The sequence below is a fragment of the Streptomyces himalayensis subsp. himalayensis genome (genome assembly GCF_013778455.1).
In the GTDB taxonomy this organism is placed as follows: Bacteria; Actinomycetota; Actinomycetes; order Streptomycetales; family Streptomycetaceae; genus Streptomyces; species Streptomyces himalayensis.
The window spans coordinates 183,606-206,732 of sequence record NZ_JACEHE010000016.1 but is presented as its reverse complement, the minus strand read 5'-3'; the positions used below and the strand labels follow the sequence as shown (position 1 = coordinate 206,732).

The window sequence follows — 23,127 nt, the reverse complement described above, 5'->3', positions numbered from 1 at the left end:
AGGGAGTGGGGCAGAACCCCCGAACGGAGCAAAGAGCAGCGTCTTTTCCGCCGGGCTTCATTGTCAAGCTCCTTTGCCAGACCCTTTCGTCAGGCTCCTTTGCCGGACTCTTTCGTCAGGCTCTTTCCGTCAGGAGTTGAGACCGGCTTACTTCGGCCCCTTGGTCGACCCCTGCCCGTGGCCCGGGTTGCCGCCCGAGTTCCCGTTGCCCGGACCGCTCGACGCGGAGGAGGCCGCCGTGGTCGTGGGCGCCTGCGTCGTGGGCTCCTTCGTCTCGTCGCCGGTCCCGGAAGTGCTCACCGATGCGGTCGGGCTCGCGGCTTCCGGGGCCCCGGCGGCCGGGTCGGCGGTGGGCTCGGCAGCAGTCGAGCCGGTCTGGTCGGGGCTCGGCTCCGCGTCCTCGACCTGCTGGTTCTGCTGATTCTGCTCGGTCTCCCGGCTTCCGGGCTCAGGGGTTCCGGAGGACCCCGCGCCGGAAAGCCACGCGATCAAGGCGGTCGCGCACACTATGCAGGCCGCCGCGCCCACTATGAGCACACGGCTGCCCGTCCGACTGCGGCGGCGGCGCGACCGACCGCCGAAAGCCGCACCGTCGTCATGCTCGACACCGCTCTCGTACCGACCGCGGCCGTCCTCGTACGCACCATCGGCGTATGCACCATCGGCGTCCCCGTACACGCCCCCGCCGTCCGCCGAGGGCTCCTGCCAGCCGTGTGCGGCCGCTGGATCCTCGTATCCGTCGTAGGCGGCCTGGGTCGTGTCCCCGTACGGGTGGTACACAGCCGGCAGATTCTGCGTGTCACCGTGGTCCGGATGCGGGCCGATAGCGCCGTACGCACTATGCGTATGGTTCGCGCTGTTTGCGTCGTAGGCATCAGTGCCGTGGTGAGGGTGCCAAGACATGGGCGGGAATTGTAGAGAATCCAGGGGCTGGGGGCGCAGTCGAGAGCCCATACCCACCCAAAGCCCACGTCTCACGTGTCGGATAACACGGAGCGAATCCGGCCAGACGCCCGTAAGCTCGCGGACATGCAGGTGATCCAGTCGACCAAGCTCGCCAACGTCTGTTACGAGATCCGGGGCCCGGTTCTCGAGGAGGCGATGCGGCTCGAGGCGGCAGGACACCGCATCCTCAAGCTGAACACCGGCAATCCGGCCGCGTTCGGCTTCGAGTGCCCGCCCGAGATCCTCGAGGACATGCTCCGCAACCTCTCCGGCGCCCATGGCTACGGAGACGCGAAGGGCCTGCTCGCGGCGCGCCGCGCGGTGATGATGCACTACCAGACACTGGGCGTGGAGACGGACGTCGAGCACGTCTTCATCGGCAACGGCGTCTCCGAGCTCATCGTGATGGCCATGCAGGGCCTGCTCGACGACGGCGACGAGGTGCTGGTCCCGGCGCCGGACTATCCGCTGTGGACGGCCGCGGTCTCGCTGTCCGGCGGCACGGCGGTGCACTACCGCTGCGACGAGCAGTCCGACTGGATGCCGGATCTCGCCGACATCGAGCGCAAGGTCACCGACCGCACCAAGGCGCTGGTGATCATCAACCCGAACAACCCGACGGGCGCCGTATACAGCGAAGAGGTGCTGCGCGGCCTGACGGACATCGCCCGCCGCCACAACCTCCTCGTCTGCTCGGACGAGATCTACGACAAGATCCTCTACGACGACGCGACGCACACCCCGACCGCGGCCGTCGCCCCGGACCTGCTCACCCTGACCTTCAACGGCATGTCGAAGGCATACCGGGTGGCGGGCTACCGCGTCGGCTGGATGGCGATCTCCGGGCCCAGGGCGCACGCCGACTCGTACATCGAGGGCCTGACGATCCTCGCCAACATGCGGCTGTGCGCGAACATGCCGGGGCAGCACGGTGTGGTGGCTGCGCTCAGCGGACGCCAGACGATCAACGATCTCGTTCTGCCGGGCGGCCGGCTGAAGGAGCAGCGCGACACGGCGTACGAGCTGCTGACGCAGATCCCGGGCGTGACGTGCGTGAAGCCGAAGGGGGCGCTGTATCTCTTCCCGCGCCTCGACCCCAAGGTCTTCAAGGTGAAGGACGACCGGCAGATGGTGCTGGACCTGCTCCGCGCCGAGAAGATCATGGTCGTGCAGGGCACGGGCTTCAACTGGCCGGAACCGGACCACTTCCGGGTGGTCACGCTGCCGTCGGTGACGGATCTGAAGGACGCGGTGGGTCGCATCGGGAAGTTCCTGGACGGCTACAGCCAGTCCTGACAGTGTCCCTCACACTCCGGTCGTGAACGAGGCCTCGGCTCCCGCCGGGGCCTCGTCCGATTCACCGTGTGTAAACCCTGCGCTCCATTCCGCGAACGGGCTCAACTTTAGACTGAATCTAAGCTAGGATGGTTTCCTGTCAGAGCACAGGAGGCCATCCCCATGTACGAACCGATCCGCACCAAGTCGGTCCACACGATGGCCGGCGCCGACGAGGACTTCCCGCACCGCTCCCGGGAGGAGGAGCTGGACATCCAGCTCGCCGGGCATCTCGCGGCGCTGCTGGCCGTCACCGACGACCTGCGCGCGCTCTGCCCCGACGCCGACCTGGACACCGCCGCCGAACAGCTTGCGCAGGAGGTGGCCCGGCTGCGCGACGGGAAGCCGCCGGTGCGGGCGGCCGTGACGGCGACGGGTGGCGGCACCTCCGTCGCGTCGGGCGACGGGCGGGACCCGCGCCTCGCGGCCCTGCACCAGCGTGCGCACGCCCTCGCGGGCCGCGCCCTGGTGGTGGCCGCATCGCGCGCCGACACCGCGGCCGCGATCCTCGCCGCCCATCGCATGGACGCGCACGCGGCCGCGCAGGACGGCCGCCAACTCGCCGCCTGCTGACCCGTACCCCGGGTCCCCATGACGGCCCCGGTCCGCGCGCACCCACGGCGTGGCGCGGACCGGGCGCCACCACATCTGACGGAGCAAGTTGTTCCGGTTGCGTACCGGGATGGGTTGGTCACCCCACGTTCACCCGGATCGCTCCCTGGAACGTCGGGTTCCGAGAGCACGCTCCCAAGTGTGAGACGTATCGCAGGAATAGTCCTCGCGGTGCTGCTGATCGGCGGAGTTGTGGCAGCCGTCGTCGGGGGCCGGCAAACCTGCGGCTGCGCCCGGAGGCCGCGAAGCAGGTCGTCTCCGAGACGCCGGTCATGTCCAGCCCGGTCGCGATCGGCCTGAAGCCCGACACCGTACGGGAACTGGGATGGAAGCCGGAGGACGTCACCTGGTCGGACATCGACAAGGCGGTGACGGACGGGAAGCTGACGTACGGCACGACCGACCCGTCCCGCTCCAATTCCGGCTTCGCCACGCTGATCTCGGTGGCCTATGCGCTCTCCGGCGCCCAGTCCGCGCTCACGGACGAGGACGTGGCGGAGGCGCCCCCGAAGCTGAAGGAGTTCTTCAAGCGGCGGCCCTCCGCGAGACGGAGGCCCGCCGCCAGGAGTCCCACACCCGGTACCTGGAGGACCGGGGAGGGCCGCTCTGACCAGGCGTTACGGCGTCAGCGGCGCGGTCAGCGCCGGACGAGGACCGTCGCCGACGCCGTCGACGCCTCGTGGAGGTCGTCGCCCGCGTAGGTGACCGTGTAGGTCACATCGCGGTTGGTGCGCGGCAGGTCGTTGATCGTGAACGCGCCGTCCGCGGCCACCGTCACCGACGTCAGCCAGCCGGTGCCGAGGCGGTCGGTGCGCTGGACCGTGAGCACGGGCCGCTCGGCGGGCGTCTTGCCCTGCACGGTGAGCTTGCCGGTGATCTCCACACCCGTGTCCATGTCGGATTCCGCCGGAGCGGTGAGCGCGATCGAGGTGGGCGCCTTGGCGACGGACACCGTGTGGGTCACGTCCTGGGCCGGGCGGTGGGTCAGGTCGCCGAGGAAGGACACGCTGTACGTGGCGTCGCCGACGAGGTCGGGCTCGTCGAGCACGGTGAACGTGCCGTCCTCCTTGACGGTGGCGGTGCCCAGTTCGTGGGTGCCGTTCGCGTCCGTGCGCGTCGCGGTGACCTTCAGCGGCTCGGCGGGCGCGGGTCCGTCGAACTCCAGCTTCCCGCGCACCGCGAGCGGCTCACCCGCGACGGCCTGGGCGGGGCTGTTGCTGAGCCCGCCGGTGAAGCGGGTGTCGTACTGGACAGCCGGGGGCTGGATGACATGCAGCCAGTACTCGGTGCCGATGCCGTTCTGGGTGACGGCGAAGAGCCGCGAGCCGTCCGCGGACCAGGCGAGGCCCCGCGGGGTGACCCAGCCGCCGTCGAGGCTGCCCTCGAAGACGAACTCCAGCGGCGGCGTGCCGTCCGTCGGGTCGGCGGCCTGCACCAGCAGGTCGGGGGTACTGCCGGTGGCCTGGGCGCCGCGGGCGACGTACCTGCCGTCGCCGCTGAAGGCGACCGCGCTCGCCTTGGCGCCGGTGGGCAGCGCCTGGTACTGGTCGGCCGCGTCCGACAGGTCGCCGGAGTTCAGCAGCCGGGTGCCGTGGCCCGCGTCGGCGACCGCGACCTTGCTGCCGTCCGTGCTGCCGGCCATGTCCTTGAGGGCGAGGGCGCCCTTGCCTTCGGCGTCCGCGAAGCGGCGGGATGCGTCGCGTACGAGGGTCTCGCCGCTGGCGTCGAAGGAGGCGAGGAACGGGTTCGCGGCACCGCTCTCGGCCGGCTGGCCCATGAGGAGCCGGTTGGTCCCGCCCGCGGCCAGCTGGAGCCGGCCGATGTCGTTCCAGCCGGTCCTGCCGACCGTGCCGTTCGCCATCATGTCGAGGGCCGTCGACGCCGTGGCGCAGTAGGAACTCTGGAAGACGTACGCGTCGGTCGTGAACACCTTGCCGCCCGCGAAGGCGAGTTGGCGGCCGCAGGTGTCGTACGGGGCGGTCACCGCGCCGTTCTGCGCGAGCGTCTCCGTGTCGTACGTGACGATACGGCCGCGCTCGCCCACGTACAGCGTCGCCGAGTCCGCGCTGAGCGCCAGGCCCGAGACCGAGTTGGCGTGGGCGAGGGTGGTGACCTTCTGGCCCTGGAAGTTGTAGACCAGCACGGTGCCATTGGTCTGGCTGTCACGCTGGTCGGCGATGTAGACGCGCTGGTGCACGGAGTCGACCGCCAGCGCCGAGTACGACGAGATCGGCAGCTTGGCCACGGCGTCGGACGCCGCCGCGTGTGCCGCTGGTGCCGCGGCGACGGTCAGTCCGGTCCCGGCGAGCGCGGCGGCGAGCAGCGTGGCCGCGAGACGTCTTGGACGGTGTGCTGTTTTCAACTGTGCCCCCCACTGGCTGACTTGAGCGCCCACTGGATCAGTGATGCGCCTGTGATGAATATGAAACAGGCGTGAAGATCCAGTAGGCAAGGGGGACTTGAGTGAACAAAGGCAACGGCCCCGCACGCCGTTGTGCGGGGCCCTGCCGGTAACGGGGTGCCTCCTCCGAGCGTTCGTGCGGTCGGAGGAGAACCCCACCGCGGCCGGCCGTGGCGACATCGCGGGTCAGGGCAAGGTCAGGCCGGCTGCGGAGTTCGGGGGCTGCTCAGCCCAGGCGCTGCACCAGCGCGTGGTACTCGTCCCACAGCTCCTTCGGCGTGTGGTCGCCGAACGTCTTGAGGTGCTCGGGGACCAGCGCGGCCTCCTCGCGCCAGACCTCGGTGTCGACCTTGAGCAGGAAGTCGAGGTCCTCCTGGGCCAGGTCGAGCCCGTCCGTGTCGAGGGCCTCCTTGGTCGGCAGGATGCCGATCGGGGTCTCGACGCCCTCGGCCTTGCCTTCCAGGCGCTCGACGATCCACTTCAGGACACGGCTGTTCTCGCCGAAGCCCGGCCAGACGAACTTGCCCGCGTCGTTCTTGCGGAACCAGTTGACGTAGTAGATCTTCGGCAGCTTGGACTGGTCCCCCTCTTTGGAGACTGCAGTCTTGCCGACGTTGATCCAGTGGCCCATGTAGTCGCCCATGTTGTAGCCGCAGAACGGCAGCATGGCGAACGGGTCGCGGCGCAGCTCGCCGACCTTGCCCTCGGCGGCGGCGGTCTTCTCGGACGCCACGTTCGCGCCGAGGAACACGCCGTGCTGCCAGTCGAAGGACTCGGTGACCAGCGGGACCGCGGAGGCGCGGCGGCCGCCGAAGAGGATCGCCGAGATCGGCACGCCCCTCGGGTCCTCCCACTCGGGCGCGATGATCGGGCACTGCGAGGCCGGCACGGTGAAGCGGGCGTTGGGGTGGGCGGCCGGGGTCCCGGACTCCGGCGTCCAGTCGTTGCCCTTCCAGTCGGTGAGGTGCGCCGGGATCTCCTCGGTCATCCCCTCCCACCAGATGTCGTTGTCGTCCGTCAGCGCGACGTTCGTGAAGACCGAGTTGCCCCAGAGTGTCTTCATCGCGTTGGCGTTGGTGTGCTCACCGGTGCCGGGCGCGACACCGAAGAAGCCCGCCTCGGGGTTGATCGCGTAGAGCCGGCCGTCCTCGCCGAACCGCATCCATGCGATGTCGTCGCCGATGGTCTCGACGGTCCAGCCGGAGATCGTCGGCTCGAGCATGGCGAGGTTGGTCTTGCCGCACGCGGACGGAAAGGCCGCCGCGACGTACTTCGACTCGCCCTGCGGTGGTGTGAGCTTGAGGATCAGCATGTGCTCGGCGAGCCAGCCCTCGTCGCGCGCCATGACGGAGGCGATGCGCAGGGCGTAGCACTTCTTGCCGAGCAGCGCGTTGCCGCCGTAGCCGGAGCCGTACGACCAGATCTCGCGGGTCTCCGGGAAGTGCGAAATGTACTTGGTGGAGTTGCAGGGCCACGGAACGTCCTCCTGGCCCGGCTCCAGCGGCGCGCCCAGGGTGTGGACGGCCTTCACGAAGAAGCCGTCCGAGCCGAGCTCGTCGAGGACCTGCTGTCCCATGCGCGTCATGGTGCGCATGGACACGGCGACGTACGCGGAGTCGGTGATCTCCACGCCGATCGCGGAGAGCGGCGAGCCGAGCGGGCCCATGCAGAACGGCACCACGTACATGGTCCGGCCGCGCATCGAGCCGCGGAATATCCCGCCCTGGCCGTCCCGGCCCGCGAAGCTGTCTCGTTCTCCGGTAAAGATGGCGCGCATCTCGGCCGGAGCTTTCCAGTGGTTCGTCGGGCCCGCGTCCTGCTCCTTCTCGGAGCAGATGAACGTGCGGTCCTCGACCCGGGCGACATCGGTCGGGTCGGAAGCCGCGTAGTAGGAGTTGGGGCGCTTGATCGGGTCGAGCTTCTTGAAGGTGCCCTTGGCGACGAGCTCCTCGCACAGTCGCTCGTACTCGGCCTCGGATCCGTCACACCAGACCACGCTGTCCGGCTGAGTCAGTTCGGCGATCTCGTTGACCCACGAGACCAGTTCCTGATGGCGGGTGGGGACGGTGCTGGGAGCCGCGATGTCGCGCGCCACGGTTGCTCCTAGAAAGAGGGGATTTTGACTTGGTGCCCCGTGGGGGCTGCGACCCGGATGCTGCGCTCTTCGATCACTCTGCGCTCATCCGGTGCCGACCGCACTCATCTGATCATCCGCCGCATTCGCGCATCTGTCCAGACGGCCTCACAACTGAGCGGAGTGAGCATCACCACTCTGTGCACTTTCGTTCACCGGCAGGCATATGTGAGTTACGGCTCCGTAGGTACGATGCGGCAATGACTGCGCCTGCCGCCGACACCACCGGGAGTTCAGCGGCCCCTGAAGGGGGGCCGGCCTCGATCCCGCACCAGTCCACACAGACGCCGCTCCAGGCGGCCCTGGCCCCGATGAAGCCGCACCTCCGCGGCTGGCTGCATGCCGGAATGTTCCCGGCGGTGCTGATCGCGGGCCTCGTTCTCACCGCCCTCGCGGACTCCCCCCGCGGCCGGATCGCCTGCGGCATCTACGTACTGACGGCCTGCCTGCTGTTCGGCGTGAGCGCCATCTACCACCGCGGCAACTGGAGTCCCCGCGCGGACGGCATCCTGCGCAGACTGGACCACGCGAACATCTTCCTGATCATCGCGGGCACATACACACCGTTGACCTTGCTGCTCCTGCCAGGCGGCAAGGGGCAGTGGCTGCTCTGGGGAATCTGGGCGGCGGCAGCGGCCGGCATCGTCTTCCGCGTCTTCTGGGTCGGCGCCCCACGCTGGCTCTACACCCCCTGCTACCTGGCGATGGGCTGGGCCGCCGTCTTCTTCCTCCCCGACTTCATGCGCACGGGCGGCATCGCCGTGCTCGTCTGCGTGATCGTGGGCGGTCTGCTCTACAGCGCGGGCGGCGTGATCTACGGCATCCAGCGCCCCAACCCGTCACCCCGGTGGTTCGGCTTCCACGAGGTCTTCCACTCCTTCACCCTTGCGGCGTTCGCCGTGCACTACGTCGGCATCTCGCTGGTGGCCTACCAGCACGCCTGACCACACCGCGTACGCCTGTACGTACCGTGATCGAACGTGCACCCCAGAGTGACATGGACCACTGACAGTGAGTGGCCGACAATGAGCCCCATGACGGCCGCACGCACTCGTACCTCCCCTGCCGACCGCCCGCAACTGGGCCTCCGTGAGCGGAAGAAGATCAAGACCCGGGCGGCGATCCGCGAGGCGACCTACCGGCTGATCGACGAGCAGGGATACGACGCGACGACCATCGAGCAGATAGCCGAGGCCGCCGAGGTGTCGCCGTCCACCGTCTTCCGGTACTTCCCGACCAAGGAGGACATCGTCCTCACGGACGAGTACGACCCGGTCCTCGAACAGGAGATGCGGGCCCGGCCCGAGGACGAGCCGCTGATCGACTCCCTGCGGTACGTGCTGCGGAGGGTCGTGGGCTTCGGATTCGACGAGGAGCCCGCCGTGTCCCGGCTACGGACGCGGCTGATGGTGGACGTGCCCGCCGTACGGGCCCGGATGACCGAGAGCATGTCGGTCACCGCCCGCCTGCTGCGCCGGGCCATCGCCCAGCGCACCGGCCGCGACACCGGCGACCTGCAGGTACGCGTCCTCGCCACAGCCATCGTCGGCGCGCTGCTGGAGACCAGCCTCTACTGGGCCGAGCACGACCACCAGGACGATCTGCCCGACCTCCTCGACCGCGCGCTGACCACGTTCGAGGGAACCCTCGTCCGCTGACAGGGCGGCCTGCGGGCACCGGGCGCGCCGGGAACAAGACCAGGCAGCGGCCCCTCCCCCATTGCCTTGAAGGCATGGGAGGTACCCCCATGGCATGACATTCTGAGCGCGTGAACGGACCCGAGATCCAGGTGGACTTCGCCCCCGAGCTGGGCATGTTCGTGCCTCCCGGGCGGCGTGGCGGCCCCACGCCACTCGTCACCGACGGCGTCTCGACGCTCGGGCATGTCATCGAGTCGGCCGGTGTGCCGCTGACCGAGGTGGGCGCGCTCGTCGTCGACGGCCGCGAGGTCACCGCCGCGCACATCCCGGCGGCCGGGGAGTCCGTCGAGGTGCGGGCCGTCGAGCGCCCCCAGCAGGTGCCGGGCGCACCGCTGCGCTTTCTGCTCGACGTCCATCTGGGCACGCTCGCGCGGCGCCTGAGGCTGCTCGGCGTCGACGCGGCGTACGACTCCGCGGACCCCGGGGACGCGGCGCTCGCCACCCAGTCCGCGGCGGAGCAGCGCGTGCTGCTCAGCCGCGACCGCGGCCTGCTGCGCCGCCGTGAACTGTGGGCCGGCGCATACGTCTACAGCGACCGCCCCGACGACCAGCTCCGCGACGTGCTGGGCCGCTTCGCCCCGGAGCTGCGCCCCTGGACCCGGTGCACGGCATGCAACGGCACCCTGCGCGACGCCCGCAAGGACGAGGTCGCCGACCTCCTCCAGGGCGGCACGCAGCGGTCGTACGACGTGTTCGCGCAGTGCGTGGAGTGCGACCGCGTGTACTGGCGGGGCGCCCACCACGACCGCCTGGAACGAATCGTGGGGACAGCGCTCGCGGAGTTCGGCTGAGCGATTCGAGCTCCGCTGAACGGTTTGTGGGCAGGCGCCATGGTTTTGTGGGCAGGCGCCATGGTTTGTGGGCAGGCGTTCCGCAGGCGGAACGGGTGGGCACAAACCACCCACGGCCCGCAGGCGCCACGCCAACAGGTCCCCTATGGGGCCACCGCGCCCACAGCACCCCGCAGCCGCTCCACATCGTCCGTCGGCGCATCACACGTGAAATTCCGGCACACGTAAGCGGCCGGGCGGCCCCCGACCAGGGGCCGATCGGCAAGCAGCGGCAGTTCGTCGCCGCCCGGCTCACCGACGGCGACCACCGCCCCCGGCGCCGTCCCGAGCAGCGCCGCCCGATGCAGCTCGCGCGTCGCGCGGTCCCCCGCGGGACCGACGACCGCAACCTCACGGGGGCCGTCAAGCAACGCCTCCGCCACCGCAAGCCCATGCCCGATAAAGCGCGGCACCCGCGGACCGAGCACCTTCACCACCCCCAGCGCCCGCTCGGCAGCAGCGCGATGCGGCTCCGACCCGGTCTGGGCCGCATACGACAGCAGCGCCCCGGCCGCAGCCGTCCACCCGGACGGCGCCGCGTTGTCCGTCGGGTCCTGCGGACGCCGGATGAGCTGCTCGGCGTCCGCGGCCGTGTCGTACAGCTCGCCGTTCTCGCCGGTGAACTGCGCCAGCACATGGTCGAGCAGGAACCCGGCGAACTCCAGCCACACGCCCTCACCGGTCACGGACGCCAGCGCCAGGAAGCCCTCCGCGACGTCCGCGTAGTCCTCCAGCACACCAGCGTTGGACCCCGCCCGGCCGTCCTTCGAGGTCCGGGCGAGCCGTGCGTGGTCGTCCATGTGGACGCGTACGAGCAGGTCGGCCGTCCCGATCGCGGCCTCGACGAGATCGGGCCGGTCGAAGTACGCGCCGGTCTCCGCGAGCGCGGCGATCGCGAGCCCGTTCCAGGCCGCCACCACCTTGTCGTCGCGGCCGGGCGCCGGTCGCTGCTCCCGCGCGGCGAACAGACGCGCACGCACGGAGGCGAGCCGGGCCGCGTCCACCACTCCCTCGCGCTGCGGGAGCTGGAGCACCGAGGCACCCTCCTCGAAGGTGCCCTCCTCGGTCACCCCGAAGTACGCGGCCGCAAGCTCGGCGTCGTCGTCACCGAGCACCTCCCGCAGCTGCGCGGGCGTCCACACGTAGTACGCGCCCTCGACATGCCGCCCCGTACCGTCATCACTGTCGGCATCCAGCGCGGACGCGAATCCGCCCTCGTTCGTGCGGAGTTCCCGCACCATGAAGTCGGCGGTCTCCAGCGCGACGCGCCGTGCGAGGTCCGAGCCCGTGGCCCGCCACAGGTGCGCGTACGCACGGCACAGCAGCGCGTTGTCGTAGAGCATCTTCTCGAAATGCGGCGTCACCCATTCGCGGTCCACCGAGTAGCGCGCGAAGCCGCCGCCCAGCTGGTCGTAGATCCCGCCGCGCGCCATCCGCTCACAGGTGTCGGCGGCCATCTGCAGCGCGCCCTCCGCGCCCGTGCGGGCGTGGTGCCGCAGCAGGAACTCGATCACCATCGACGGCGGAAACTTGGGCGCGCCGCCGAACCCGCCGTACACCGGGTCGTACTCGCGCGTGAGCCCGAGCAGCGCCTGCGCGAGCTCCTCCTCGCCGGGCATCTCGACGCCGCCGTACGGAAGCTGCCGCCCGGCAAGGTCCCGCGTGATCTTCCCGGCGACATCGGCAACCTCGTCCCGCCGATCGACCCAGGCCTGCTGCACCCCCTGCAGCACCTGCCGGAACGACGGCATGCCGTGCCGGGGCGCGGGCGGGAAGTACGTACCGAAATAGAAAGGCTCGGCATCCGGCGTGAGGAACACCGTCATGGGCCACCCACCCTGCCCGGTCGCCGCCTGCACGGCCTCCATGTACACGGCATCGACGTCGGGCCGCTCCTCACGGTCGACCTTGACGCTGACGAAGTGCTCGTTCATGAGCGCGGCCGTGCCGCTGTCCTCGAAGGACTCGCTCGCCATCACATGACACCAGTGGCAACTCGAATACCCGACACTGAGCAGCACGGGCACATCCCGCCGCCTCGCCTCCTCGAACGCGGCATCGGACCACGGCCACCAGTCGACGGGGTTGTCGGCGTGTTGGAGGAGGTAGGGGGAGGTCTCATGGGCCAGTCGGTTAGCCATGCCTCCATCCTGCCCGACGGGCCTGAAGCGCGGGCGTCCCCACAGAGGCGGAGACGTGTGCCATGGTGTGCTATCTGGTAGCACACCATGGCACACGTGCGTATCGTGAAAGGCATGGCAGCACAGCCCGAGATCACCCAGCGCGACCTGCGCAACAAATCCAAAGAGATCATGGACGCCGTCCAGGGCGGACAGGCGTTCACCGTCACCCGTGACGGGCACCAGATCGGTGAGCTGATCCCCTTGCGGCGCCGCAGACGCTTCGTCCCCCGTAGCGAATTCGTGGCGATGTCCCGTACAGCCCCCGACATCTCCCTGGAGGCCTTCCGCGCAGACCAGGACGCCACGGCCGATCAGGAGATGGACGACCCCTATGGCCGCTGACCATGAGCAGGGGCTGCTCGACACCGACATCATGATCCTGCGCAAGTGGCTGGACCCCGAGGAGCTCCCCGCGGAGATGGCGATCACAGCCATCACGCTCGCCGAGCTCTCCGCCGGGCCCCACGAAGTGCGCAGGAACGAGGACCAGGACGACTACGACGAGCACACCGAACGTGCTCGTCGGATGGACGTGCTGCAGCGCGCGGAGAACGAGTTCGACCCCATCCCCTTCGACGCGGAAGCAGCCCGCATCTACGGCAGGGTCTGCGCGGCCGTGATCAGCGCCGGCCGCAAGCCCAGGCGCAGAGTGGCCGACCTGATGATCGCCGCCATCGCAATCACCGAGAACCTGCCGTTGTTCACCACCAACCCCGATGACTACAAAGGACTGGACGGCCTTCTCACCGTCGTTCCCGTCACCCGCCCGAAAGTTCTGCACGACCGCTAGCGCCGCCAGATCCTCTCGCGTGATCCCCTCCCAATCCCGGCCCGTACGCAGGACACTTGTCCGCGAATGCCGTAGCCACCGGAGGGGGACGTGACATGCGGGACAGCCATCGGGCGGAAGCCGAGCGGCTGTTGGCCCGGGCCGTGGAGGAGGAGGTGCGGCGCTCGGGCGGTCGGATCGACGGGGGTGTGCTGCTGTCGCGGGCCCGAGGGGCGCTGGACGCCATGGCGCAGACGGCGGCCGAGGAGTACGGCGCGTACACGGCGGCGCTCGACGAGGCCGAGGCCGGGCAGTTGTCGTTCGGGCAGCGGTTCGCCCGGGAGGGAGGCGGAACCGCCTTTGTGGGCGCGATCTCCGCGGCGGTCGCGGCGTCTCTGGCGGATCTGATGTTCGGCATGCCACCTACTACTGCGCTGAGCACGGGCGCGGTCGCCTGTGTGGCCGGCGCGGCCATGACGGTGGTGAAGGTGACGGCGTCGCACGTGCCGGCCGCGAACCGCAGCGCCGGCGCCCGCAACCAGCCCGGCGGCCCCGAGCAGCTGCGGCTGCAGTGGCTGACGGCGCTGGAGGTGCGAGGCATCCGCCCGTTCCTGGATCAGCAGCGGGTGATCACGGCCAGCGCGGCGGGCGGTACGAAGAAGGCGGCACCGCAGTTGCGGCGTACCGACAAAAGCGCGGAGGCGCGGCGCCGGCGTGTCCTCGAGCAGTCGTTCGGGCATCTGCCGGACCCGGACGGGCCGCTCGCGGGCCGGCGGCAGGAGATGGCGCGGATCGCCCAGTGGGTGCACGCGGCGCGGGCGAGTACGGAGACGCGGCCGACGGTGGTGGTGCTGCACGGGGCGCCTGGTTCGGGCCGCTCGGCGCTGGCGCTGCGCGCGGCGCTCGGACTGAAGGACCAGTTCCGGGGCGCGTGCCGGGTGGATCTGCGCGGGGACAGCCCCGAGGCGCCGCCGCTGTCCACGCGCGATGCGCTGCTGTATCTGCTGAACCGGCTGGGGGCCCCGCGCGAGCAGCTGCTGTTCCGGGAGCGGTCGTCGCAGGACCAGCAGGTGCGGCGGCTGAGCGAGCTGTACCACCAGCATCTGACCGGGCTGCCGGTCGTGGTCGTCCTCGACGACCCGAGCGACCCCGAGCAGGTGCGCACCCTGGTTCCCGAGCGTTCGGACAGCCTGGTCCTGGTCACGGCCCGCAAGCCGCTCGAGCTGCCCGCCGATCTGCCCGCATGGGTGCACCAGCTGTCCGTCGAGCCGCTGGAGGCGGCGGGCGCGGACGAGCTGCTGCGGGCGTCGGCGCAGGACGCGTCGGGGCCGTACGACGCCGAGGCCTCGGACCGGGTGCGCGAGCTGTGCGGGGGTCTGCCGCTCGCGCTGCGCATCGCGGGCTCTTCGCTGGGGCCGCGTTCGGCGCGTCAGCTGGCGGCGGACCTGGGGGCGTACGGGCCGGTGGAGCCGGTGGAGCGTGCGCTGTGGCTGCGCTACACGGATCTGCCGGACACGGCGCGGCGGCTGCTGCGGAGACTCGCGCTGGCAGGCCGGGCGTCGCTGGGCGCGGCCGCGGCGGCGGCGCTGCTCGGCACGGACGAGACGGAGGCCACCCGGCAGCTCAGCGCGCTGTCCCGCGCGGGCCTGATCGACCACGACCGCGGCAACCGCTACCGCCTCCACGACCTCGTACGGACCTTCGCCCAGGCGCGGCTGCTTGACGAGGAGGACCCCGCGGAGCGCACGTCGGCGCAGGAGCGGCTGATCGTCAACTACGCGGAGCTGGCGGACTCGGTGATCCGTCTGGTCGACGGCAAGACGTCGACCAGGGCGGACACGTCCTTCCACTCCAGCACGGTCGGTCCGCACGGCTTCACGTCGCTCGACGCGGCGCTGCGCTGGCTGGACGACGAGTCGAGCTTCATCACGGCGGCACTGCGGCACGCGGAGGGCGTCGACCAGACGGCGGTGCTGAACCTGCTGGGTGCGCTGTGCGACTACTGCCTGCTGCGCGGCGACCTGTACCGCCTGGGCGAGATCAGCGAGCTGACGCAGGCCATCGACCAGGGCCTGCTGGTACGCAGCGTCCAGTGGCGTACGGGCATCGCGGCCCGTCAGCTCGGCGAGCTCGACAAGGCCCGCTCGACCCTGGCGTCCGTCGTGGATCTCTACTTCGAGGCCCACCACGATGCGGGCGCGGCCCGTGCGCTGTGCTCGCTGGGGATCACGCTGCACCACCAGGGCAATCTGACGGAGGCGTCGGCGAAGCTGCGCGAGGCGCTGGATCTGCAGGCGACGGACGCGCTGGCCGCCGACCGGGCGTGGACGCTGCACGCGCTGGCCGCGGTGGAGCGCGACCGGGGGCAGGTCGCCAGGGCGCTGGAGCTGCTGTCGTCCGCCCTTGTGCTGCACCGGGACAGCGAGTCGGTGCACGGCGAGGCGTGGGCGCACTTCCAGCTGGGGCAGTTGTGTCTGCGCATGGGTGACGTACCGCGCGCGGAGAGCGAGCTGCGGATCGCGCTGGATCAGTACGGGCGGACGCGCGACGGCCGCGGTGAGGCGTGGGCGATGACGCAGCTGGCGCGGGCCCGGCTGATCGACGGCGAGCCGTCGGCGGCGGTGGACGGCCTGCGACAGGCGGCGGCGCGCCACCGCGACAACGAGGACGCGCGCGGCGAGGCGTGGACGATCTACTACCTGGGCCAGGCCCTGGAGGAGACCGGCGACCTCGACCAGGCGGTCCGCGAGCTGGAGCGCTCCCGCACGATGTTCTCGCGCATGCGCGACGTGTACGGGCTGGCCTGCGCCCGACACCACTCGGCGCGGGTCACGCGCGACCAGCGGGCCGCCCAGACCGGGTCGCTGCGCAACTCCGGCTTCGCCCGCCAGCTCCTGGTCGACGCGCGGGCCGACTTCCAGCGCATCGGCGTCGCCCACGGCGAGGCCTGGACGTGCCTGGAGCTGGCCGTGGTCGACGCCGGAAACGGCCGTACGCAGGCGGCCCTGGGACTGTGCGACGAGGCGGCGGCCCTGTTCGCCGGTTACGGCGACCGCCGCGGCGAGGACTGGGCCCACTTCCTGCGCTGCACCCTCCTGCCGTACGCATCGCCCGGCGGCTCCGAGGTCGGCACGGCGGTCGCCCAGGAGGAACTGGCCCAACTGGCCCGAACCCCGCATCCGGCCCGCGACGGCAAGCTGGACGACTACGTGGAGGCGTACCGGCTGCTGCTGGAGCGTGGCGTCGATCTGGACGCCGGCTGGCAGGCCTGGCGCCTGGGAATGGTGCCGCGACGCCACTCACGGGAGGTCATGGGGGTGCCGGTAGGGGTGGGATGACAGGACGCCAAGAGACGCGGCGCATGGGCGCCGGCCCGTGGCGCGTGCGCCGACCCATGGCCGGTTCCGGCAGCCGCAGCGGCTGCCGGAACCTCGAACGGACGGGCCCTCGGGCTGACGCCCGCGCGGGCGTCAGCCCTTCGCAGCCGGGGCCGCGCCCTTCCTTCCGCCGTCGGAGGCGTCGGAGGAGCCCTCCTCCGGTGCCTCCTTGAAGTCGACCTTCCCCATGTGCCGGTTCATCGACTTCATCAGGCCCCAGACCGCCAGCGCCATCACGGCGAAGACGATGAAGCCGAGGACGCCGGGGGTCACCTTGTCCTCGTCGAGCTCCTTGGCGAGAGGGACGAGGTGCGTCATTGCCAGGCTTGCGCTTGCGCTCATGTCAGGCATTGTCTCGGATGCCCGCAAAGAGGTCGTCCTCGGGGAGGGACGTATCGACGAGGGACTTCGCCAGCTCGTACTCCTCGGTCGGCCAGACCTCCTTCTGGAGCTCCATCGGGACGCGGAACCAGCCGCCGTCGGGGTCGATCTGCGTGGCGTGCGCGATCAGCGCCTTGTCGCGGATCTCATAGAAGTCGGCGCACGGGATGTGCGTCGTCAGCGTGCGCTCCACCCGCTCGAACTCGTCCCAGCGCCTGAGCCACTCCGCGTACGGGGACTCCAGGCCCCGCTCCAGCATCGCGTTGTGCAGCGCCTCGGTGCGGGGGCGGTTGAAGCCCTGGTTGTAGTAGAGCTTCAGCGGCTGGTACGCCGGGCCGTACTCGCCCTCGGGGTACTTCTCGGTGTCAGCGGCGCCCTCGAAGGCCACCATGCTGATCTTGTGGGTCATGATGTGGTCGGGGTGCGGGTACCCGCCGTTCTCGTCGTAGGTGGTGATCACCTGCGGACGGAACGCCCGGATGGACCTCACCAGTCGGCCGGCCGCCTTGTCGACGTCCTCCAGGGCGAAGCAGCCGTCGGGGAGCGGCGGCAGCGGGTCGCCCTCGGGCAGACCCGAATCGACGAAGCCAAGCCACTCCTGCTTGACGCCGAGGATCTCGCGCGCCTCGTCCATCTCCTTCTTGCGTACCTCGTGGATGTGCTCCTCGATGTACGGGTCGCCCTGGAGCTTCGGGTTGAGGATGGAGCCGCGCTCCCCGCCGGTGCAGGTCACGACCAGCACGTCCACCCCCTCGGACACGTACTTGGCCATCGTGGCCGCGCCCTTGCTCGACTCGTCGTCGGGGTGGGCGTGAACGGCCATCAGTCGCAACTGCTCAGTCAAGACTCGTTCCCTCGGTGGTCTCGGCGGTCGGTGTGACCCCGCCCACGGTCGTCGGACATCGGTGTGGGGCGGCGGTCGGCCGGCGGGTGACAGGCTTCTATAGTGACCGACTCGGGGGGCGATTCATTCCAGGGCCTGTCCCGGCCACCCCGAACCGGCCGGATCCGGGCCCCGGCCCCTTCCGAGAGGACGATCATGAGCGCAGTGCGCGACGTCGGCACCAGCGCCTCCGCGGCGCCGCGACCCGAGGGCCGCTACGGCCGCACCGCGGACGAGCGCGCCGACCGCAAGCTCAAGATCGTGGGATCGGTGCTGGGTGCGGCCATGCTCGCGTTCGTCGGCTGGGCCGGCTACGACTACATCGCGGGTGCGAAGGTCAGCGGCGAGTTGATCAAGTGGGACGTGGTCTCGGACCGGGCGGTCGAGGTGCACCTCGAGGTACGCAAGGACGCCGACACCAAGGGGTACTGCACCGTGCGCTCGCAGTCCGAGGACGGCGCGGAGGTCGGCCGTGCGGACTTCCGCTTCGACGAGCAGTCGGGCCGGATCGACAAGGTCGTCACGCTGCGTACGACGTCCCGTGCCACCGCCGCCGAGCTGCTGGGCTGCCACAGCGACTGACCTGATGCCTGCCCGGACCGGCCGTGGCGGACGCGCGCGGCGAGGAGCGCGGAGTGTTTTCTCACTCCACTGCCTGACCTGCGGCGACGCAAATCTCAGGTCTTATGTCCTCCCCGTTTCGCGACTGAATTGTTAGGCTCGTGGTTTCGCCCACCTGTGAAGGCACATCCTTCTGGGTAGGGCGATGCTTTGTATTCCCAGTACCGACGAGGAGCACCTGTGACCCAGACCAGCGAGAACGTCACCTGGCTGACCCAGGAGGCGTACAACCAGCTCAAGGCCGAGCTGGAGTACCTGTCTGGTCCCGCACGCACCGAGATCGCCGCCAAGATCGCGGCTGCGCGCGAGGAGGGCGACCTGCGGGAGAACGGCGGGTACCACGCGGCCAAGGAGGAGCAGGGCAAGCAGGAGCTCCGTGTGCGCCAGCTGACCCAGCTCCTGGAGAATGCGAAGGTCGGCGAGGCGCCCGCCGCCGAGGGTGTGGTCGCGCCCGGCATGGTCGTGACAATCGCCTTCGACGGCGACGAGGACGACACGCTGACGTTCCTGCTGGCCTCGCGCGAGTACGCCAGCGAGGACATCGAGACGTACTCGCCGCAGTCCCCGCTGGGCACCGGCGTCAACGGCAAGAAGATCGGCGAGGACGCGCAGTACGAACTGCCGAACGGCAAGTTCGCCTCGGTGAAGATCCTCGAGGCCAAGCCGTACCAGGGCTGAACAGCACCAGGCATACGACGATGCCCCCGGGTGTGCCGGGGGCATCGTCGTATGCCGGTGGGTTCTCCTGGGATCGACGGTCAGGCGGTCGGGCCGTCGGGCGGTCAGGCCGTCGGGCGGTCAGGCCGTCGCGTTGCGGTACTTGCGGACCGCGAGGGTCCGGAAGACCGCGATGATCAGCACGGACCAGATCAGCGAGGCCCAGACGGGGTGCTGCATGGGCCACGCCGACGAGTCGACCACGCCCGGGTTCCCGAAGAGCTCCCTGGAGGCCTGCACCGTGGCGCTGAAGGGATTCCAGTCGGCGATGTGCCGCAGCCAGGGCGTCATCTGGCCGGAGTCCACGAATGCATTCGAGACGAACGTGACCGGGAAGAGCCAGATCAGGCCACCCGACGTCGCCGCCTCGGGCGTGCGCACGGACAGGCCGATCAGGGCACCGATCCAGGTGAACGCATAGCCGAGCAGGAGCAGCAGCGCGAAGGCGCCGAGCACCTCGCCCAGGCTGGTGTGGGTGCGCCACCCGACGAGCAGCGCGACGACGGCCAGAACGAGCAGCGTCAGCGCGGTCTGCACGAGGTCGGCGAGCGTACGCCCGGTGAGGACCGCGCCACGCGCCATCGGCAGCGAGCGGAAGCGGTCGATGAGGCCCTTGTGCATGTCGTCCGCGATGCCCGCGCCCGCGCCGGCCGTGGCGAACGTCACGGTCTGGGCGAAGATGCCGGCCATCAGGAACTCGCGGTAGACGGCCGAGTCGGTGGTGCCGCCGACGTTCATGGAGCCGCCGAAGACATAGCTGAACAGCACCACGAACATGATCGGCTGGATCAGCCCGAAGATGATCATCTCCGGGATCCGGGTCATGCGGATCAGGTTTCTCCTGGCGACGACGAGGGAGTCCCGGACGGACTGCCCGATGCCGCCGACCCCCTTGGGCGCCGCGGCCGGCGCGACATCGGTTACGGCGGTCACTTCACGGCCTCCTTCTTGGCCTTGTCGGCCTTCTGCACCCTGCCCTGGGCGCCGTCTACGCCGTTGTCCGCTGCGGCGTCCTCGGCGGCGTGGCCCGTCAGTGAGATGAAGACGTCGTCGAGCGTGGGGCGGCGCAGCCCGATGTCGTCGATGGCGATGCCGCGGGTGTCGAGCTCGCGGATGATCTCGGCGAGCAGCTTGGCGCCGCCGGTGACCGGGACGGTCAGCTTGCGGGTGTGGGTCTCGGCCGTGACCTCGCCCTTGCCGAACCCGCGCAGCACCTCGCCGGCGGGCGTGATCTCCTCCGGCTCGTGCACGACGACCTCGACGCGCTCGCCGCCGGTCTGCGCCTTGAGGTGGTCGGCGGTGCCGCGCGCGATGACGCGGCCGTGGTCGACGACGCAGATGTCGTGCGCCAGATGGTCGGCCTCTTCGAGGTACTGCGTGGTGAGCAGCAGCGTCGTACCGCCCGAGACGAGCTCCTTGATGACCTCCCACAGTGCCTGCCGGTTGCGCGGGTCGAGGCCGGTCGTCGGCTCGTCCATGAACATCACCGGCGGGGAGACGACCAGCGCGGCCGCGAGGTCGAGGCGGCGGCGCATGCCTCCGGAGTACGTCTTGGCGGGGCGGTCGGCCGCGTCCGTCAGGTTGAACCGCTCCAGCAGTTCGGCAGCGCGCGCCTTGGCGGCCTTGGCCCTCATCTGGTAGAGCTGGCCGACCATCTGGAGGTTCTCACGGCCCGTCAGATATTCGTCGACGGCGGCGAACTGGCCGGACAGGCCGATGGAGCGCCGCACCTCGTTGGGATGTTTGAGGACGTCGATGCCCGCGACGACCGCCTTGCCGCTGTCGGGCTGCAACAGCGTCGTCAGACAGCGCACCGCGGTGGTCTTGCCCGCGCCGTTCGGCCCGAGCAGGCCCAGCACGGTTCCCTCCGGGACATCGAGGTCGACGCCGTCCAGAGCCCTTACGTCGCCGAAGGTCTTCACCAGGCCTTCGGCGTAGATGGCGCCTGGCATATGGGTTCCCCCAGGGGTGTGGGTGATTGTGCGGAAAGCTTAGGTTTGCCCGTAGGGCCTTCGCCGGTGGTCGAGGTGAGTCGCTGTGCCGGCGAGCGGAATTGCCCGGTGAGCGCGATGCCTCGTCCGGGTGTGCGAATGAACGAAGACAGAGACTAACGCGATACATCGCGTTGGTTCAACGGGTTTTCCAAGCCCGGGAAACCTTCGGCAACCGGGGCCGCCGCCGTCAACGGGTTTTCCCGGACGGCGCGCCCCTCACCCGCCGCCCCTCACCCGCCGCCCGTCAGCCGCCGCCCGTCAGCCGATGACCTTGTACCCGGCCCGCCGCAGTGCCGCGCCCACCTCGGCGCAGTGCTCCGGCCCCTTGGTCTCCAGGTGCAGCTCGACCTCCGCCTCCGTGAGCCCGAGCCGGGGATCGGTCCGTACGTGACTCACGTCGAGGACGTTAGCGTCGACCACTGACAACACCCCGAGAAGCGTGGCCAGGGCACCGGGACGATCGGTCAGCCGCAGCCGCACCGCGAGGTAGCGGCCCGCCGCCGCCATGCCGTGCCGCAGGATCCGCTGCATCAGCAGCGGGTCGACGTTGCCGCCCGACAGCAGCGCCACGACCGGCCCCTCGAACGTCTCCGGCCTGCTCAGGAGAGCCGCGACCGGGCTCGCGCCGGCCGGTTCGACGACCATCTTGGCCCGCTCGAGACACAGCAGCAGCGCGCTGGACAGTTCGTCCTCGGAGACGGTGCGGACCTCGTCCACGTACTGCTCGACGATCTTGAACGGCACGTCGCCGGGGCGCCCCACCTTGATGCCGTCGGCCATGGTCGCCGGGTTCTCCACCGACACCGGTCGCCCGGCCGCGAGCGAGAGCGGGTACGCGGCCGCTCCCGCCGCCTGCACGCCGACCACCTTGACCTCCGGGCGGAGCGTCTTCACGACGACCGCGATGCCCGCCGCGAGACCGCCGCCGCCGATGCCCACGACGATCGTCCGCACCTCGGGGCACTGCTCCAGGATCTCGAGACCGACCGTGCCCTGACCGGCGATGATGTCCGGGTGGTCGAAGGGATGGATGAACACGGCGCCCGTCTCGGCCGCGTACTCCTTCGCCGCGGCCAGCGAATCGTCGACCACCTGCCCGTGCAGCCGCACCTCGGCGCCGTACTCCCGCGTCGCCGCCACCTTCGGCAGCGGGGCACCGACCGGCATGAAGACGGTCGAGTGCACCCCCAGCAGGGACGACGCGAGCGCGACGCCCTGCGCGTGGTTGCCGGCGCTCGCCGCGACGACCCCGGCCGCGCGCTCCTCCGGGAGCAGCCCCGCTATGCGCACGTAGGCGCCACGCAGCTTGAACGAACCCGTGCGCTGCAGGTTCTCGCACTTGAGGTGGACCGGCGCGCCGACCAGGCCGGAGAGATGTCTACTCCCCTCCATCGGGGTCACCCGGGCTACGCCCGCGAGCATCTTCTGCGCGCCGCGGACGTCATCGAGGGTCACCGGCGGAAAGGAGTCAGCCGTGCTGTAGCTCATGTCCGTCAGTCTCGCAGCTGACGCCGGTCGCCTCCCAGCATGGACGGGTTTGGCCAGCGCCGGTACGGTCCGTGCCCTAGCCGCGTACTCTGTCCCCCAACCCACCACCCACGCACGAATTGAGCCCCGGCCATGCCCACAACACAGGACTTGTCGATGGACATGACGACCGCCTCAGACGCCGGTCTCCTCGACACGCTGCAACACGAGGTTGCGGTGTTCGCACGCCGCGCCGAACAGACCCGGCTCGGCGGGGTCGGGCAGGTGCGCAACTCCATGGACCGCGCCGCGTATCTGCTGCTCAACCGCCTCGACAAAGAAGGCCCGATGGGCGTCAAGGCGCTCGCCGCCAGCATGGGCATCGACTCCTCCACGGTCACCCGGCAGGTGGCACCGCTCGTCGACACCGGGCTCGTCAAGCGCACGTCGCACCCCGAGGACGGGCGTGCCGTGGTGCTCCAGTTGTCGCCCCGCGGGCACGCCAGGCTCGATGAGGTCCGCTCCTCGCGGCGCGAGCTCATGGCCCAGCTGACGCAGGACTGGGCACCGGAGGAACGAGAGACGTTCTGCGCTCTCCTCACTCGCTTCAACACGGCGCTTTCGGCCCGTATGGGCGCCCAGCCGGGGGCACCCGGGGAACCTCCGGCGGGCTCCTGAGAGGAACGCAACCGGGTCGGCCCCGGCCGCAGTGCGGGACCGGCTACCGGCCATCCGGCCGGCAGCCGCCTACGTGCTGAAGGGGGCGTGCCGGTACGTG

General features: G+C 70.2%; 20 protein-coding genes and 1 pseudogene. 12 read left to right on the top strand and 9 right to left on the bottom strand.

Going from position 1 to position 23,127, the window contains the following annotated elements:
• Positions 1-147: 147 nt before the first annotated feature.
• The gene (locus tag H1D24_RS25545) at positions 148-903 is read right to left on the bottom strand and encodes a hypothetical protein (protein WP_181660009.1); all 756 of its coding nucleotides are present in this window, start codon (positions 901-903) and stop codon (positions 148-150) included.
• A 126-nt stretch (positions 904-1,029) separates the two neighbouring features.
• Between H1D24_RS25545 and H1D24_RS25540 the strand changes: the two genes are divergently transcribed.
• From H1D24_RS25540 to H1D24_RS25530, 3 genes and pseudogenes are all read left to right on the top strand, one after another.
• A complete protein-coding gene (locus H1D24_RS25540) occupies positions 1,030-2,241 on the top strand; it encodes a pyridoxal phosphate-dependent aminotransferase (RefSeq protein WP_181660008.1) in 1,212 nt (403 codons plus the stop codon).
• Between the two features lie 162 nt (positions 2,242-2,403).
• Positions 2,404-2,853, top strand: a complete 450-nt coding sequence (locus tag H1D24_RS25535) for an SCO4983 family protein (protein WP_181660007.1) — start codon at positions 2,404-2,406, stop codon at positions 2,851-2,853.
• A 260-nt stretch (positions 2,854-3,113) separates the two neighbouring features.
• A pseudogene (locus H1D24_RS25530) lies at positions 3,114-3,422 on the top strand (hypothetical protein); the annotation flags it as partial.
• A gap of 107 nt (positions 3,423-3,529) precedes the next feature.
• Here the strand turns inward: H1D24_RS25530 and H1D24_RS25525 are convergent.
• Together H1D24_RS25525 and H1D24_RS25520 are read right to left on the bottom strand one after the other, a co-directional pair.
• The gene (locus H1D24_RS25525; RefSeq protein ID WP_181660006.1) at positions 3,530-5,254 is read right to left on the bottom strand and encodes a lactonase family protein; all 1,725 of its coding nucleotides are present in this window, start codon (positions 5,252-5,254) and stop codon (positions 3,530-3,532) included.
• Between the two features lie 265 nt (positions 5,255-5,519).
• Positions 5,520-7,388 (bottom strand): phosphoenolpyruvate carboxykinase (GTP), encoded by a 1,869-nt coding sequence (locus H1D24_RS25520; RefSeq protein WP_181660005.1) that lies wholly within the window; start codon positions 7,386-7,388, stop codon positions 5,520-5,522.
• A 239-nt stretch (positions 7,389-7,627) separates the two neighbouring features.
• On the opposite strand from H1D24_RS25520, the gene trhA reads away from it, so the two are divergent.
• From trhA to H1D24_RS25505, 3 genes are all read left to right on the top strand, one after another.
• Entirely contained in the window at positions 7,628-8,371 is a 744-nt protein-coding gene (trhA, locus tag H1D24_RS25515; protein ID WP_181660004.1) for a PAQR family membrane homeostasis protein TrhA, read from the top strand.
• A gap of 90 nt (positions 8,372-8,461) precedes the next feature.
• Positions 8,462-9,085 carry a TetR/AcrR family transcriptional regulator gene (locus H1D24_RS25510; RefSeq protein ID WP_445194924.1) on the top strand — a complete coding sequence of 208 codons (624 nt, stop codon included), beginning with the start codon at positions 8,462-8,464 and terminating at the stop codon, positions 9,083-9,085.
• 110 nt (positions 9,086-9,195) lie between these two features.
• On the top strand, positions 9,196-9,918 hold the full coding sequence (locus H1D24_RS25505) for a Mut7-C RNAse domain-containing protein (protein WP_181660002.1): 723 nt from the start codon (positions 9,196-9,198) through the stop codon (positions 9,916-9,918).
• A gap of 143 nt (positions 9,919-10,061) precedes the next feature.
• Here H1D24_RS25505 and H1D24_RS25500 read toward each other — a convergent pair whose 3' ends face one another.
• Entirely contained in the window at positions 10,062-12,098 is a 2,037-nt protein-coding gene (locus H1D24_RS25500) for a thioredoxin domain-containing protein (RefSeq protein WP_181660001.1), read from the bottom strand.
• Positions 12,099-12,212: 114 nt separating this feature from the next.
• On the opposite strand from H1D24_RS25500, the gene H1D24_RS25495 reads away from it, so the two are divergent.
• The 3 genes from H1D24_RS25495 to H1D24_RS25485 all read left to right on the top strand — a co-directional run bounded on the left by H1D24_RS25495 (position 12,213) and on the right by H1D24_RS25485 (position 16,247).
• Complete coding sequence (locus H1D24_RS25495) at positions 12,213-12,482, top strand: type II toxin-antitoxin system Phd/YefM family antitoxin (RefSeq protein WP_181660000.1); 270 nt, start codon at positions 12,213-12,215, stop codon at positions 12,480-12,482.
• Positions 12,472-12,930 carry a type II toxin-antitoxin system VapC family toxin gene (locus H1D24_RS25490; RefSeq protein WP_181659999.1) on the top strand — a complete coding sequence of 153 codons (459 nt, stop codon included), beginning with the start codon at positions 12,472-12,474 and terminating at the stop codon, positions 12,928-12,930. Before H1D24_RS25495 ends, H1D24_RS25490 begins: the two co-directional genes overlap by 11 nt.
• A 95-nt stretch (positions 12,931-13,025) precedes the next feature.
• Entirely contained in the window at positions 13,026-16,247 is a 3,222-nt protein-coding gene (locus H1D24_RS25485; protein ID WP_181659998.1) for a tetratricopeptide repeat protein, read from the top strand.
• Positions 16,248-16,379: 132 nt separating this feature from the next.
• On the opposite strand, the gene H1D24_RS25480 is transcribed toward H1D24_RS25485, so the two are convergent.
• Both H1D24_RS25480 and mca read right to left on the bottom strand, forming a co-directional pair.
• Entirely contained in the window at positions 16,380-16,637 is a 258-nt protein-coding gene (locus H1D24_RS25480) for a hypothetical protein (protein ID WP_181659997.1), read from the bottom strand.
• Positions 16,630-17,511 (bottom strand): mycothiol conjugate amidase Mca, encoded by an 882-nt coding sequence (gene mca, locus H1D24_RS25475; RefSeq protein WP_181659996.1) that lies wholly within the window; start codon positions 17,509-17,511, stop codon positions 16,630-16,632. Before mca ends, H1D24_RS25480 begins: the two co-directional genes overlap by 8 nt.
• A gap of 195 nt (positions 17,512-17,706) precedes the next feature.
• Between mca and H1D24_RS25470 the strand changes: the two genes are divergently transcribed.
• Together H1D24_RS25470 and greA are read left to right on the top strand one after the other, a co-directional pair.
• On the top strand, positions 17,707-18,132 hold the full coding sequence (locus H1D24_RS25470; RefSeq protein WP_181659995.1) for a DUF4307 domain-containing protein: 426 nt from the start codon (positions 17,707-17,709) through the stop codon (positions 18,130-18,132).
• Between the two features lie 219 nt (positions 18,133-18,351).
• Positions 18,352-18,849, top strand: a complete 498-nt coding sequence (greA, locus tag H1D24_RS25465) for a transcription elongation factor GreA (protein WP_181659994.1) — start codon at positions 18,352-18,354, stop codon at positions 18,847-18,849.
• 120 nt (positions 18,850-18,969) lie between these two features.
• On the opposite strand, the gene H1D24_RS25460 is transcribed toward greA, so the two are convergent.
• From H1D24_RS25460 to ilvA, 3 genes are all read right to left on the bottom strand, one after another.
• Complete coding sequence (locus tag H1D24_RS25460) at positions 18,970-19,821, bottom strand: ABC transporter permease (protein ID WP_181659993.1); 852 nt, start codon at positions 19,819-19,821, stop codon at positions 18,970-18,972.
• Positions 19,818-20,840 (bottom strand): ATP-binding cassette domain-containing protein, encoded by a 1,023-nt coding sequence (locus tag H1D24_RS25455; protein ID WP_181659992.1) that lies wholly within the window; start codon positions 20,838-20,840, stop codon positions 19,818-19,820. Before H1D24_RS25455 ends, H1D24_RS25460 begins: the two co-directional genes overlap by 4 nt.
• Before the next feature lie 300 nt (positions 20,841-21,140).
• A complete protein-coding gene (gene ilvA, locus H1D24_RS25450; RefSeq protein WP_181659991.1) occupies positions 21,141-22,370 on the bottom strand; it encodes a threonine ammonia-lyase in 1,230 nt (409 codons plus the stop codon).
• A 156-nt stretch (positions 22,371-22,526) separates the two neighbouring features.
• Between ilvA and H1D24_RS25445 the strand changes: the two genes are divergently transcribed.
• Positions 22,527-23,027 carry a MarR family winged helix-turn-helix transcriptional regulator gene (locus H1D24_RS25445; RefSeq protein ID WP_181660063.1) on the top strand — a complete coding sequence of 167 codons (501 nt, stop codon included), beginning with the start codon at positions 22,527-22,529 and terminating at the stop codon, positions 23,025-23,027.
• Positions 23,028-23,127 lie beyond the last annotated feature (100 nt).